The sequence below is a fragment of the Halosimplex amylolyticum genome, assembly GCF_051414035.1.
GTDB classification, from domain to species: domain Archaea; phylum Halobacteriota; class Halobacteria; order Halobacteriales; family Haloarculaceae; genus Halosimplex; species Halosimplex amylolyticum.
This window is the reverse complement of the sequence record NZ_JBLKNW010000006.1, coordinates 215,789-229,805: the sequence shown is the minus strand read 5'-3', so window position 1 is coordinate 229,805 and position 14,017 is coordinate 215,789. Positions and strand designations below refer to the sequence as shown.

Annotated in this window: 13 protein-coding genes; 6 read left to right on the top strand and 7 right to left on the bottom strand. The window is 68.8% G+C overall.

Annotation, left to right across the window (positions count from 1 at the left end):
• Nucleotides 1-24 precede the first annotated feature (24 nt).
• Nucleotides 25-1,116 (bottom strand): M24 family metallopeptidase, encoded by a 1,092-nt coding sequence (locus ACMGFE_RS20890; RefSeq protein ID WP_436927223.1) that lies wholly within the window; start codon nt 1,114-1,116, stop codon nt 25-27.
• A 169-nt stretch (nt 1,117-1,285) separates the two neighbouring features.
• Between ACMGFE_RS20890 and trpD the strand changes: the two genes are divergently transcribed.
• Genes trpD through trpG form a run of 4 tightly spaced genes read left to right on the top strand, consistent with a single transcriptional unit; the run spans nt 1,286 to nt 5,305 of the window.
• Nucleotides 1,286-2,311, top strand: a complete 1,026-nt coding sequence (gene trpD, locus ACMGFE_RS20885) for an anthranilate phosphoribosyltransferase (protein WP_436927222.1) — start codon at nt 1,286-1,288, stop codon at nt 2,309-2,311.
• The gene (locus ACMGFE_RS20880; RefSeq protein WP_436927221.1) at nt 2,308-3,009 is read left to right on the top strand and encodes a phosphoribosylanthranilate isomerase; all 702 of its coding nucleotides are present in this window, start codon (nt 2,308-2,310) and stop codon (nt 3,007-3,009) included. Before trpD ends, ACMGFE_RS20880 begins: the two co-directional genes overlap by 4 nt.
• Nucleotides 3,006-4,685, top strand: a complete 1,680-nt coding sequence (gene trpE / locus ACMGFE_RS20875; RefSeq protein ID WP_436927220.1) for an anthranilate synthase component I — start codon at nt 3,006-3,008, stop codon at nt 4,683-4,685. The genes ACMGFE_RS20880 and trpE overlap by 4 nt, the downstream gene beginning before the upstream one ends.
• Nucleotides 4,682-5,305: an anthranilate synthase component II gene (gene trpG, locus ACMGFE_RS20870; protein ID WP_436927219.1), complete on the top strand. Its 624-nt coding sequence runs from the start codon at nt 4,682-4,684 to the stop codon at nt 5,303-5,305. The genes trpE and trpG overlap by 4 nt, the downstream gene beginning before the upstream one ends.
• Before the next feature lie 393 nt (nt 5,306-5,698).
• On the opposite strand, the gene ACMGFE_RS20865 is transcribed toward trpG, so the two are convergent.
• The 6 genes from ACMGFE_RS20865 to ACMGFE_RS20840 all read right to left on the bottom strand — a co-directional run bounded on the left by ACMGFE_RS20865 (nt 5,699) and on the right by ACMGFE_RS20840 (nt 11,648).
• Nucleotides 5,699-6,937, bottom strand: coding sequence for a tripartite tricarboxylate transporter permease (locus ACMGFE_RS20865; RefSeq protein ID WP_436927218.1), 1,239 nt, complete (start codon nt 6,935-6,937; stop codon nt 5,699-5,701).
• Nucleotides 6,938-7,049: 112 nt separating this feature from the next.
• Nucleotides 7,050-8,651, bottom strand: coding sequence for a long-chain-fatty-acid--CoA ligase (locus ACMGFE_RS20860; RefSeq protein ID WP_436927217.1), 1,602 nt, complete (start codon nt 8,649-8,651; stop codon nt 7,050-7,052).
• Between the two features lie 187 nt (nt 8,652-8,838).
• Complete coding sequence (rpl12p, locus tag ACMGFE_RS20855) at nt 8,839-9,186, bottom strand: 50S ribosomal protein P1 (protein WP_436927216.1); 348 nt, start codon at nt 9,184-9,186, stop codon at nt 8,839-8,841.
• 5 nt (nt 9,187-9,191) lie between these two features.
• On the bottom strand, nt 9,192-10,229 hold the full coding sequence (locus ACMGFE_RS20850) for a 50S ribosomal protein L10 (RefSeq protein WP_436927215.1): 1,038 nt from the start codon (nt 10,227-10,229) through the stop codon (nt 9,192-9,194).
• A 1-nt stretch (nt 10,230) separates the two neighbouring features.
• A complete protein-coding gene (locus ACMGFE_RS20845) occupies nt 10,231-10,869 on the bottom strand; it encodes a 50S ribosomal protein L1 (RefSeq protein ID WP_436927214.1) in 639 nt (212 codons plus the stop codon).
• Between the two features lie 290 nt (nt 10,870-11,159).
• A complete protein-coding gene (locus ACMGFE_RS20840; RefSeq protein ID WP_436927213.1) occupies nt 11,160-11,648 on the bottom strand; it encodes a 50S ribosomal protein L11 in 489 nt (162 codons plus the stop codon).
• A 300-nt stretch (nt 11,649-11,948) separates the two neighbouring features.
• On the opposite strand from ACMGFE_RS20840, the gene ACMGFE_RS20835 reads away from it, so the two are divergent.
• Both ACMGFE_RS20835 and ACMGFE_RS20830 read left to right on the top strand, forming a co-directional pair.
• Complete coding sequence (locus ACMGFE_RS20835) at nt 11,949-12,947, top strand: transcription initiation factor IIB (protein ID WP_436927212.1); 999 nt, start codon at nt 11,949-11,951, stop codon at nt 12,945-12,947.
• Between the two features lie 152 nt (nt 12,948-13,099).
• Nucleotides 13,100-13,951 carry a TrmB family transcriptional regulator gene (locus tag ACMGFE_RS20830; protein WP_436927211.1) on the top strand — a complete coding sequence of 284 codons (852 nt, stop codon included), beginning with the start codon at nt 13,100-13,102 and terminating at the stop codon, nt 13,949-13,951.
• Nucleotides 13,952-14,017 lie beyond the last annotated feature (66 nt).

Here is a 14,017-nt window from a genome sequence, read left to right as displayed (position 1 = left end):
ACTGTCCGGTCCGGCCCGCGCCGGTCAGCGGTGCAGGACGGCGTGGCGCTCGATCGCGGGGCCGTCGCCGACGGGCTCGACCGTCTCCGTCGGCCAGTCGCCGGTCCCGGTCAGCAACTCGATCCCGCCCTCGGTGACCAGATGCGTGTCCTCGCTCTTGGCCCCCTGGACGGTCGGGTTCCAGGCGTACGCCATCGGCAGGTGCACGGGGTCGTCGGCGTCGGGCGTCGCGAACCACTCGCGGCCGGCGTAGCCCGCGGCGCCGCCCTGGTGGTGGTTGCGCCACTCACCCTCGTAGCCTTCCTCGGCGTAGGCGTCCTGGATCGCGGCGAAGACGTCGCTGGCCGTCCCACCGTCCCGCCCGACACGCTGGGTTGCCGCGAGCGCACTGGCCTCGACGCGCATGGCGGCCTCGGTGCGGTCGTCGAGCCACGCCGGCGCGTCGAAGGCGATACACCGTGTGACGCTCGCGTGGAGGCCGTCGCGGACGGCAGTGATGGAAGCGAGCGCGTACTCGCCGAGTTCGGCGTCGCCGGTCGTGTAGTGGCGGTACTGCTGGCAGCGCTCGCCGCTCCCGACGAGGACGACCGGCGACTCGATGCCGCGGGCGAACAGCCGGTCGCGCAGCCGACCGCCGACCTCGCGTTCCTCGTCGTCGCTGCTGGCCTCGCGGACGACGGCTTCGAGGACCTCGGCCGCCTCTTCGCCGAGCGACCGGTAGTTGTCGATATCCTGCTCGGTCATCGGCTGGCGGAGCGGCGTCGGGTCGACGTCCTCGAACCCGGGCACGTCGAAGTCGGCCGCGGCGGGCGTCGGGCTCACGTCGGCGACCGCCTCGTCGAGGTCGGCCTCGAACCAGTCGGCCTGCGCGACGGTGACGTCGTCGGGCAGTTCCTCGTCGGCCAGCCGCGGGGCCTCGATGTTGTCCGTGACGACGGTGAACTCCTCGCCGTCGTAGCCGGCGGCGGCGACGCCGAGGTCGGCCTCGCGCGCGACGACGTTGTTCCCACCGGTCGCCCAGGTGAAGGAGTTCGGTCGCGCGAACCAGACCGCCTCGAGGTCGCGGTCGGCGAGCAGTGCGTCGAGTCGCTCGCGAACGGCGTCTCTGTGATCCATGGGCGTTAGTCCTCGGCAGCGGCAGTTAAAGCCCCCCGTGCCGGCAACGCGGACCGGGACGACCGCGCCGTCCCGCCCCGGGCCTGCCGTCACGCGCCCGTTCCCGACACCCTTAAGTGAATGTACTTATTTGTTCATCGTACTACGGAACAGTCCATCGGTGACACACATGGAATCATACATCGAATCCGTCACGGACGGGGAGGACCTGACGCTGGAAGCGGCCCGGGAGGCGGCGACGGCCGTCTTCGACGGGGCCACGGAGGCACAGATCGGCGCGCTGCTGACGGCGCTGCGCGCGAAGGGCGAGACGGAGGCCGAGATCGCCGGCTTCGCGCAGGGGATGCGCGAGGCCGCGCGGACGATCGACCCCGACCGCGCGCCGCTGGTCGACACCTGCGGCACGGGCGGTGACGACTACAGCACGATCAACGTCTCGACGACGAGCGCCATCGTCGCCGCCGGCGCCGGCGTGCCCATCGCCAAGCACGGCAACTACTCCGTCTCCTCCTCGTCGGGGAGTTCGGACGTCCTCGAAGAGATCGGACTCGACATGGACACCGAGCCCGAGGCCGTCGAGGCGACAATCGAAGAGGCCGGCATCGGCTACATGCACGCGCCGGCGTTCCACCCGGCGATGAAGGCCGTCATCGGCCCGCGCCGCGAACTCGGGATGCGGACCATCTTCAACGTGCTCGGCCCGCTGACCAACCCCGCGGGCGCCGACGCGCAGGTCATGGGCGTCTTCGACCCCGACCTCGTCGGGCTGGTCGGCCGGGCCGTCGCGGAGATGCCCGTCGACCACGCGCTGATCGTTCACGGCTCCGGCATGGACGAGATCACCGTCCACGACGAGACGACCGTCGCCGAGGTCGAGGGGAGCGAGGTCACCGAGTACACGATCACGCCCGAGGACCTCGGGCTGGAGACCCACGACATCGACGCCGTCGCGGGCGGCACGCCCGAAGAGAACGCGGCCGACCTGCGGGGCATCGTCGAGGGGACGGTCACCGGTGCGAAGCGTGACATCATCCTCGCCAACGCCGGCGCGGCGGCGTACGTGGCTGGGAAGGCCGACTCGCTCGAAGCGGGCGTCGCGGCAGCCGCCGACGCCATCGACTCCGGCGACGCCGCCGCGAAACTGGACGACCTGCGCGAAGTGAGCGCCCGCGTCGCCACCGACGGGGGCCGATGAGCGACGTGAGCGACTCGATCCCCGGACCGCGGTCGAGCACGCGCGTCAAGATCTGCGGTGTCACCAGCGCGACCGACCGCGACGCGGTCGTCGCCGCCGGGGCCGACGCGGTGGGCGTCATCTGCGACGTGCCCGTGGACACGCCCCGGGAGGTCGACGAGGAGACCGCCGCGGATCTGTTCGACGGCGTCCCGCCGCTGGTCACCGGCGTACTGGTCACGATGCCCGACGGCGTCGACGACGCGGTCACCCTCGCCGAGGCGCTCAAACCCGACGCCGTACAGGTCCACGGCGGGCTCTCGCCCAGCGAACTCGGCGCGCTCGGTCGACGAGTGAGTCAGGACGTCGTCGCGGCCGTCGACGCCGAGGCCGAGGACGTCGGCGCGTACGCCGGCGAGGCCGACGCCCTGCTCGTCGACTCGGTCGACGCAGAGGGCGGCGGCGGCACCGGCGAGACCCACGACTGGGAGCGTACTCGCGAGATCGTCGCCGACCTCGACGTCCCGGTGATACTCGCCGGCGGGCTCGCGCCCGACAACGTCGCCGAAGCCGTTGAAACTGTCCGACCGTTCGGCGTCGACGTGGCGACTGGCGTCGAGCGCGTCGACGAGGCCGGTGACCGCGTCGGCGGCGAGAAGGACCGCGACGCGGTCGAGGCGTTCGTCGCGAACGCGACCCGAGAGGTGACGACCGCATGAGCGGACCGTCGCTCGATCACTCGAAGGAGGAGTTCGTCGAACTCGCCGACGCCGACGAACCGGTCGTCGTCCGCGCAGCGGCCGAACTCGACACCGAAGTCGAACCGCTGGACGCCTACGCGGCGCTGTCGGGCCGGACGACCGACGTCGAGGGCGCCGACTACACGTTCCTGCTGGAGAGCGCGGAGAAAGTCGCCTCCAGCGACCCGGACGGCGCGTTTTCGGCGACGACGGACGACCGCCACGCGCGCTACTCGTTCGTCGGCTACGACCCGAAGGGCGTCGTGACCGTCGACGCCGACGACGCGACCGTCGACGTGTTCGACGACCGCTACGAGACGTGCTTCGACGTGAACGGCGGCGACGTGCTCGACCGCGTCCGTGGGTCGATGCCCGACGTGGAACGCCGCGGGTTCCCCGACATGGACCGCGAGCACTTCGAGGGCGGCCTCGTCGGCTTCCTCTCGTACGACGCCGTCTACGACCTCTGGCTCGACGAGGTGGGCTTGGACCACCCAGACTCGCGGTTCCCCGACGCCCAGTTCGTCCTCACCACGAGCACGCTCGTCTTCGACGAGGTCGAGGGGACGGTGTCGCTCGTCCTCACGCCGATCCTCGAACCCGGCGACGACGCCGCGGCTCGCTACGAAGAACTGCAGGACGAGGTCGAACGCGTCGCAGACCTCCTCGGGGCCGCCGGCGACCTGGAGACCGGCGGGTTCGTCCGCGAACACGAGGACGCGGGCCCGAAAGACGAGTACGAACAGGCCGTCGAGAGAGCCAAAGAGCACGTCCTCGCCGGCGACATCTACCAGGGCGTCATCTCGCGCACGCGGGAGCTCTACGGCGACGTGGATCCGCTGGGCCTCTACGAATCGCTCCGGTCGGTCAACCCTTCGCCGTACATGTACGTCCTCGACTACGACGGGCTGAGCATCGTCGGCGCGAGCCCGGAGACGCTCGTCGCCGTCCGCGGCGACCAGGTGCTCTCGAACCCCATCGCGGGCACCTGCTCGCGGGGAACCAGCCCCGTCGAGGACCGCCGTCTCGCCGGCGAGATGCTCGCCGACGGGAAGGAGCGAGCGGAACACACGATGCTCGTCGACCTCGCGCGCAACGACGTCCGTCGGGTCTCCGAGCCCGGGAGCGTCCGCGTCGAGGAGTTCATGAGCGTCCTGAAGTACAGCCACGTCCAGCACATCGAGTCGACCGTGACGGGCACGCTCGCCGCGGACTCGGACGCGTTCGACGCGACTCGCGCGTCGTTCCCGGCCGGCACGCTCTCGGGCGCGCCGAAGATCCGCGCCATGGAGATCATCGACGACCTCGAACTGTCGCCGCGGGGCCCCTACGGCGGCGGCGTCGGCTACTTCACGTGGACCGGCGACGCCGAACTCTGCATCGTCATCCGGACCGCGACGGTGGAGGACCTCGACGGCGACTACGGTGCGGACTTCGACACCGACTCGGTCCCATCGGGCGCCAGCGACCGCGTCACCGTCCAGGCCGGCGCGGGCATCGTCGCCGACAGCGACCCGACTAGCGAGTACGAGGAGACCGAGAAGAAGATGGGTGGCGTGCTCGACGCGCTCGAAGCCATCGAGGTCGGCGACGCCGCGGACGAAGCAGTGGACGGGAGCAGTGGCGCCGTCGAAGCCGAGGAGGTGTCCCGATGAGCGCCGGCCAGCACGAGCGGACCGAGCGGGCCGACGTGCTCTTCGTCGACAACTTCGACTCGTTCACCTACAACCTCGTCGAGTACGTCAGCGAGCACGCCGACACAGAGGTCGTCCGCAACACGGCCTCGCTCGACGACGTGCGCGCCGCCGACCCGGACGCTATCGTCGTCAGCCCGGGCCCGGGCCACCCGGAGAACGACCGCGACGTGGGCGTGACGACCGACGTCCTCACCGAGGTCAGCCCCGAGGTGCCGACGCTGGGCGTCTGTCTCGGTCTCGAAGCCGCCGTGTACGCCTACGGCGGCGAGGTCGGGCGCGCGCCCGAACCGATCCACGGCAAGGCCTTCCCCGTCGACCACGACGGCGAGGGCGTCTTCGCCGGCCTCGACCAGGGCTTCCAGGGCGGCCGCTACCACTCGCTCGTCGCCACTGAGGTGCCCGACTGCTTCGAGGTGACCGCGACGACCGAGGCGGAGACCGAAGGCGGAGAGACGGTCGAACTCGTCATGGGGATCCGCCACCGCGAGCACCCCATCGAGGCCGTGCAGTTCCACCCCGAGTCCGTGCTCACCGCCGTCGGCCACGACGTCATCCGGAACTTCCTCGACGGCGTCTGAGTCGCTGACACTGATTTTTCCACCGTGGCGCGCGCTGTCGCGAGTTTCATCTCGCGACGGTAACCGTGCGAGGGATGAGAAGCGCAACGGAGTGAGCATCGCAATCGGTTGGGGAGGCGTGTGGCTGTCTGTGGTTGCCGTCCTGGTGGATTGAAAGGGCGAGGCGCGCTCGCGACGGAGTATAGGCGCTGGCCGGGCACTATCCGAGCGAGCGCAGCGAGCGAGGATATCCTGGCCAGCGGCCGCGAGCGGGCCGAGGGCTTTCAGCGCTTGCGGTCATCTGCGGTCAGACCGACTGCTAGCGAGCGGGTCAGGGCCTTTCATCGTGTGCTGTCGCGAGCGGTCAGACCGACTCCGAACGGGCAGATTTCGGCAGACCGGTGATTCCGACGACTATACCCCGATCATCAGCGGAACCAGCAACACACCCATCAGCGACGCCCGACGAGCGCCGAACTTGACGGGGACCAGTCCGACGAGCGTGGACAGACCGAACACCCCGACACCGAGCGGCCCGGTCAACGTGAGAATAACGACCAGAACGAGACACAACACGCCGACGGACAGCTTCGTGTAATCGGCCTGGCCGACCCGCCGGAGATACCCGTCGCCGAGGGTGACCACGAGGACGAAGCCGGCGGCCGCGGCCGCCAACACGCTCCCGAGCATGAGCGGGAGGTCCAGCGGCACGCCGGCCTCGTCGACGGCGACCATCACGCCGGTTCGTGGGGTTCCGAGCGCGACCAGCGCCAGCAGGGCAAATATCGTGTTCGCCGTGTTCACGCCGCTCGTCGTCACCACGAACGCCCGCGGGCCGTCGCCGGAGACGGCCAGCAGGGCGACCGTCGCCGCGATGGCGCTCGACACCCCGGGCACGTACCCGACGACGGCGCCCGATACCGTCCCGATCAGCGCGAAGCCCGCGATCGCCCGCCGAGACGTGCTCACGTTCGCCCCCTCCTGCTCGGGGACGCCCTCGCCGGTCAGCGCGTCCAGCAGGACCGGCGCGCCGAACAGACCAGTAAAGATCGGCGCGAGCATCCCGCCCGAGTCCACGAGACCGCCAGCGGGCAGGTCCAGCGCCACTAGTCCGAGCGTACCGCTGGCACCCACCGACAGCGCGGCGCCCAAGCGCCCGACGTTGGTCGACTCCGTCGCGACGAGCACGACCACCACCCCGCCGAGCAAGAGCGGCAGATGCGCCCGGAGCGTCGGATAGACGGCGGTCATCGCGCGAGTCATCGGGATCGCCAGCGGCGCCGCGATCACGACCGCGCCCGCGCTTCCCAGAGCCGAGAGTCGCAACGCTTCCCGGCCCCGGCCGGCGAGGACCAGTCGGTGACCCGGTAGCGCGGAACTCGCCATCGCGGGGTCGGGCACCCCCAGCGCGAGCGCGGGGACGACGTCGAGAAATGTGTGAACGGTCCCGGCGGCCAGCATCGCCGCGCCGACGAACCGGACCGGTCCCGGGACCGACGGCGCGACGCCGGCGAGCAGGAGCGCGAACGTGTTGGCGTGGATCCCCGGCGTCAGCCCGCTGACGGTCCCGAGCGCCACTCCACCGGCGAGAAAGCCGCAGAACAGTAACGTCTCGTCGGGAGCGAAGACGACGCGGACGCCGACGGGTTCCATCGCGACGGAGTGGTCCCGCGATAGCTGATAAAGGCTCGGCCGGGGAACGCCTCCGGTCGTGGCCCACCCCCGACTGGGAGCCGCGCTGGGCCGTTCTATCTACCGGGTTCGATTACCCCTGCCCGACGCGGGTCTCCTCGCCTTCCCAGTAGCGCTCGCGGAGCTCGTACTTCTGGACCTTGCCGGTGGCCGTCTCGGGCAGGTCGTCGAGGAAGTCGATGCTCCGCGGTTTCTTGTAGCTCGCGAGTCGCTCGGCGGCGAAGTCGATCACCTCGTCTTCGGAGAGGTCGGCGTCGTCCTGTTCGACCACGACGCCGTGGACGCGCTCGCCCCACTCGTCGTCCGGCGCCGCGACCACCGCCGCCTTCTGGACGTCCGGATGGTCGTAGAGGACGTCCTCGACCTCGATCGAGGAGACGTTCTCGCCGCCGGTGATGATGATGTCCTTCTTGCGGTCCTGTATCTGGATCATCCCGTTCTCGTCGACGCTCGCGATGTCGCCCGTGTGGAACCACCCGTCGACCCGGCCGCTGAACGCCTCCTCCGTCTGTTCGGGCTTGTTGAGATACCGGTCCATCACCTGGTTGCCCCTGACGACGACTTCGCCCTGCGTCGTCCCGTCCGCGGGCACGTCCTGGCCGTCGTCGTCGACGACGCGGATCCGCGTCGAGAGGACTTCGAATCCCTGCTTCTGTTTGAGACCGAACCGGTCGTCGGTCTCGGCGAGCCGCCGCGCGGAGTTGCTTGTCGTGATGAGCGGCGCCGTCTCCGTCAGCCCGTAGAGCTGGATCATCCCCCAGCCGAACTTCTCTTCGACGGTCCGCAGCGTCGCCTTCGGCGGCGCGCTCCCGGCCGTCGTCAGGCGCACGTCGCTCTCGCCGGTCGTCGCCGGTTCGTGCTCGTCGTAGTACCCGATGAGCCTGTTCAGCACCGTCGGCGCGCCACACAGATGGGACACGTCGCGGTCGACCACCCGGTCGAAGGTCCGACCGGGGTCGAACCCCCGCTGGCAGACGTGGGTCGCGCCGACGCCGGTCAGGGCGTACGTGTAGCCCCACCCGTTGCAGTGGAACATCGGTAGCGTCCACAGGTAGGTGTCGTCGTCCGACAGGTCCATGTGGTGGGTCAAAAGCAGCGCGTGGTAGTGCTCGGTCCGGTGGGTCCGGACTACGCCCTTCGGGTCACCGGTCGTGCCCGACGTGTAGTTGATCGTCGCGTCGTCGTCCTCGGCGATGTCCGGTCGCTCCGGCCGCTCGGTCGGATAGTCGCTGATCCACGTGCTGTAGTCCTCCCAGTCGCCGTCGATCCGGTTCGCCTCGTAGCCGACGAACCGGCTCGCGGCCACGTCGTCTCGGACAGCTTCGATCTTGTCGGCGAACTCGTGGTCGGCGACGACGAGTTCGGCGTCGCAATCGTTCAGGATGTACTCGTAATCGTCGGGCGTCAACCGGTAGTTGATCGGGACGAACACCATCCCGAGTTGCTGGGTCGCGAACTCCGTCTCCAGGAAGTAGTGGGTGTTCCCGGCGACGAGCGCGACCCTGTCGCCCTGTTCGAGGCCGGCGTCCAGCAGCGCGTTCGAGACCTGATCCACCCTGTCGGCGAACTCGTCATAGGTGAACTCCCGCCCGTCGTCGGTGACCACCGCCGTCACGTCGTCGTACAGATCCGCGCCCCGGTCGAGGAAATCCGTCGTGCGCAGTGGTACGTTCATCGTACTGACTCCACGTCGAGGTATTCATATCGTATTTTAATGAAGGTTTCTGCGGTGGCGGTCGGTCGGCGCTATCGAGTCGAGACGTTCGCTCGGCACGCCACAGGATCACCGAGTTCACGACAGCCGTCATCGACGACCGCGGTGCTAGCCGGGCGGAATAAATCGGAGAAGTTCGTGGTCGGCGTTAGCCGAAGAGTTCGCCGAGGCCCTCGCCGCTGGCCTCGTCGTCCTCGTCGTCGTCGTCGTCGCCGCCTTCGTCGGCGTCGGCTTCCTCGGCTTCCTCGTCGCCGCCCTCGTCGGCCGCGTCGGCCTCGCCGCCGGCGCCGCCCGCGGCCCCACCGGTCGCGGCGGGGACTGCGGCGGCCTGCTCGACGGCCTCGTCGATGTCGACGTCTTCGAGCGCCGCGACGAGCGCCTTGACGCGGGACTCCTCCACGTCGACGCCCGCGGCCTCGAGCACGTCGGTCAGGTTTTCTTCGTTGATCTCTTCGTCGGTCTCGTTCAGGATGAGTGCTGCGTAAACGTATTCCATTGTTGTTAGAACATGGCTCCCAGGGCGTCGCCGGCGTCCCCGTCGTCGTCGTCATCGTCGTCCTCGGCCTCTGCGGCCTCGGCGTCTTCGTCGGACTCGTCGGCGGCGTCCTCGGTGTCGGGTTGGTCGTCAGTCGATGCGTCCGCGGGCTCCTCGACGCCCTGCAGTTCCTCGGGCAGGGCCTCGGGGTCGTCGACCTGCGCCGCCAGCGCGCGTACCTGCGCGTCGGCTTTCGAGACGAGGTCGTCGGCCAGGTCCGGGCTCTCGATGGATGCCTGGAGTCCGAGGCTCTTGGCGTCGCCGCGAGCTTTCTGGAGCAGCGTCGGAGCGGTCTGGGTCGTCGGGTAACTGGCGTTGACGGCGAGGTTGCGACCGCGCGCGGCCGCCGCCTCGATGTCCGCCTGGTACTCCTCGACGTCCAGTTCGAGCTCCTCGGGCTCGAACAGCACGCCGTCCGCGTAGACGGCGCGCAGGTCCAGCCCGACTTCCTTCGGCTCGATGCCGAGTTCGCTCAGGACGTTCGCGAGATCCGTCGAGACCTCCTCGCCGGTCGAGAGGACCGTCGAGTCGGAGAGCACCTGGATCGAGCCCTCCTGGATGCGGGCGTCGGCGCCGACCTGCTGGAGGTCGCCGACGAACGGCCCGGGGTCGATCCCCGTGTCTCCTTCCGGAATGACGATGTCGTTCGGGGCGACCTCGCCGGCGTTGATCGGCGCCGGCGTCTTCGACGCTTCCAGCTGCTGGAAGAGCGCGAAGGGGTTCACGTTGGTCCCGATGAGGCCGACCTGTCCGGAGACGTAGTCGGTCAGGACCTCGAGGCCGTCGTCGACCTCCTCGAGCGCGCGCTCGACGAGCGTGTTGCGCGAGACGCGCAGTTCGGCGGTCCCGTACAGGTCCCGGCGCATGTCCTGGAGCTGTCGGGAGGGGATGCCGGTGATGTCGACGATACCGACGCTGTCGTACGATTCGATCATCTCGACGACGTCGGCGACCTCCTCTTGCTTCCACTGCGGGATGGTCTCTGTCTTGCGTTCTGCGCTCATATCAGGCGACCTCCACCGCCGGCCCCATCGTCGTCTTCACGTAGATGGAGTCGATGTTGAGTGGACCTTTCTCCAGGTCCGCGTGGAGGCGCCGGAGGATCACGTCGATGTTGTCGCCGATGTCCTCGGCGGACATGTCCTCGGCGCCGACGCGGGTGTGGAACGTGCGCCGGTCGCGGCTCCGAACGGTCACGGAGTTTTTCAGCCGCTCGACCATCTCCACCACGTCGTCGTCGGGTGCGAGGGGGTCGGGCATCTTCCCGCGCGGACCGAGCACGGTCCCGAGGTAGCGACCGATGTCCTGCATGAGCGACTCCTCCGCGAGGAAGAAGTCGGTCTCGTCGGCCAGGTCCTTGGCCTCGTTGTCGTTGTCTCCCAGGTCGGCGAGATCGTCGCTATCGAGGACCTCTTCGGCTACGTCCTCGGCGCGCAGGGCGGTCTCGCCCTCCGCGAACACGACGATCTTGGTCTCCTGTCCGGTCCCGGACGGGAGGACCACGTCCTGGTCGACGCGGTTCGACGGATCGTCTAAGTCGATGTCGCGCAGATTTATCGCGAGGTCGACCGTCTCCCGGAAGTTCCGGGGCGGTGCGTCCTCGAGTGCACGAGTTACTGCGTTCTCTATTTCCTGATCTGCCATTGTTCACCTCCGTAGTACGCCAACGGCTCCTACGGGTCAGTGAAACAGGCAAAGCCTGTCTCACCTGTGGGGACGCCGATGCGAAACTTAAACCCGTCGAAGCGAACGAAGGCCGTCACTCCGTGCCAGCCCCGGGCGCGGCTCCGGACCGACGAAAACCGCCGAAGAAAACCGAACCGCTCGTTTTGGGAGCCTTCGCCTCGAAGCGGCCTGTGCGGCCGCTTCGTCGGCAAAAACACCGTCAGACTCGCAAAACTCGTCTGACGAGCCTTTGCGTCCTCACCCGCTGCTTACGCAGCGGCCTCGTCCGCAAAGACGTCGTCGTACTCGCCCTCGTCGATCCGCTCTTTGAACTCGCGGGGGTTGTTGCCCTCGATGGTGACGCCCAGCGAGGTGCAGGTCCCGACGACTTCCTTCGCGGCGTTCTTCAGGTCGTAGGCGAGCAGGTCCGGGTGTTTCTGCTCGGCGATCTGCTTGACCTGTTCGGCCGAGAGGTCTGCGACGAAGGTCTCCTGGGGTTCGCCGCTACCCGTCTCGAAACCGGCCTCGTCTTTGATGAGCTCGGCCGTCGGCGGGACGCCGACCTCGATCGAGAACGAACCGTCGTCCTCGTAGTCGACCGTGACGGGGACTTCGGTGCCGTCGAACGCTTCGGTCTGGTCGTTGATCTCCTGGACGACTGCCTGCACGTCCACGGGAGTCGGACCGAGTTCCGGTCCGAGGGGCGGGCCCGGGTTGGCCTGCCCGCCGGGGACGAGCACTTCGATAGTTCCAGCCATACACGTGGAAACCGTCGGGGCGGGTTTAAGAATTGCTTTTCCCGGACGCTCCGTGGCACACCCACACATGTGGGTATCACGCCCATTGTCCCGTCGTCCCTGCCGTACGTACTGCCGGTGATATCGGCTGGAGGCCGTTCCGCCGCCCGGACGACACCCGGGCCGCCGCGTCGAACGAAGGCCGATTGCGTGCTGTAACTACTCTCGTAACAACTAGACAGTACCTATTTCAGTGCTCAGAACAAAGAGGCGAGTGCTGAACGCGGGCCGGTGGCCAAACGTCGCCGGTCCGGGACCACAATGACAAGTACGAACCAGCGAGTCACCGGCCGTCACGTCCAGCCATCCGAACGCGAGGGCGAGGAGTCCGAAGCCGAACGCGACGAGACCGGGGGCGAACGCGAGCGGAACGAGTGTCCAGAGTGCGGCGCGGCGGGGATCACCGACGAGAAGCGCGGGGAGACGGTCTGTCGGGACTGCGGCGTGGTCCTGGAAGAGGACGTCGTCGACCGCGGGCCGGAGTGGCGGTCGTTCGACGCCAGGGACAAGGCCCAGAAGAGCCGGGTCGGGTCGCCGACGACGGGGATGCTCCACGACAAGGGGCTGTCCTCGGTCATCGACTGGCAGAACAAGGACGCCAACGGCCAGGCCCTCTCGGCCAAAAAGCGCGAACAGATGTCGCGTCTGCGTACGTGGGACGAGCGGTTCCGTTCCCAGAGCGCACAGGACCGCAACCTGAAGCAGGCCCTCGGCGAGATCGACCGGATGGCGTCGGCGCTCGGCGTCCCCAAGGACGCCCGCGAGACGGCGAGCGTCATCTACCGACGCGCACTCGACGCGGAACTCGTTCCCGGTCGGTCCATCGAAGCGATGGCTACTGGTTCTCTTTACGCGGGCGCGCGTCAAGCGGGCGTCCCGCGCACGCTCGACGAGTTCGAAACGGTCAGTCGCGTCGAACGCAAGGAGTTCGCGCGCGCCTACCGGTACATCGCTCGCGAACTCGAACTCGCGATGGAACCGACGGACCCCGAGCAGTACGTGCCTCGCCTCGTCTCGGACCTGGGTCTCCCGGACGAGACCGAACAGCGCGCCGTCGAACTGCTCGCCGCCGGCAAGCGCGAGGCGGTCCACTCCGGCAAGAACCCGGTCGGCCTCGCCGCCGCGGCCATCTACGCGGCGGGCCGGCTGACGAACGTCGACGTGACCCAGCATCAGGTCGCCGACGCCGCGGACGTCTCCGCCGTGACGATCCGCGACCGCTACACCGAACTCCTCGACGCCGACGACCAGGTCGTCTGAGGTGGTCCCCGTGTGGCCAGCCGACGCCCTCGTCCCCGTCGCTGTCCATACCGCTCGAATCGATCGTTCGCGCCGCCACGTAGTCGACCGGCGTCAACGACCACCGTTATGCCACCGTCGGTTCAATGTCCGCTGAGAGACCCCCCGAATCTATGTCAAACGACGAGTCCGCCGCCGGCCCCGACGGAGACGACATCGTCGCCGAGACGACGTCGCTACTGGAGACGTTCGGGTTGACGACCTACGAGGCGAAGTGTTTCGTCGCCCTGACGCGCATCCGCCACGGTACCGCCCGGGAGCTCGCCGAAGTGGCCGACGTACCGCGCCCGCGCGTCTACGACAGCGTCGAGTCACTGCAAGAGCGCGGCCTCGCCGACGTCCAGGACTCCAAACCGCGGCAGTTCCGCGCACCCGAGCCGCGCGACGCGGTCGAGACCGTCCGCCGGGAGTACGGCGAGCGACTCGACCGACTCGAAGGACTGCTCCCGCGGTTGCGGTCGCCGGAACCGCGCGACGAGCGGGCGGGCGTCTGGGTCGTCGAGGGGAACGACGCGGTCAGCGACCGCCTGGCAGGGCTCGCGGACGACGCGACCGACGAACTCCTGGTCGTCGTCGCCGTCGAGAGCCTGCTGACCGACGAACTGCGCGCGTCGCTGTCGGCCGCCGACGACCGCGGCGTGGCGGTCACCGTTGGTTCCCCGAGCCGGGCGATCAGGGAGACCGTCGCCGACGTCGCGCCCGGGGCGACCGTCGTCGAGACGTGGACGTGGTGGGAGGACCACCCGATCCGCCCGGGCGAGATCAGTTCGATCCTCATGGCCGACGGGAGTCAGTTGCTCGTCAGTTCCGACCTCGAGACCGACCTGCCGGGCGTCGATCGACACAGCGCCGTCTGGACGGACGACGAGCGCGCGCCGCTGGTCGGGCTGATGCGACCGCTCCTCGCGAGCGCTATCCGGTCCGGTTTGGTAACTGACGGATCGACGGCCGACGGTTCGGCGTAGCCGACCCGATCCGGTGTCGTCCGCAACGGCCGTATCGACACGAAAAACGATCGTTCGACAGACCGA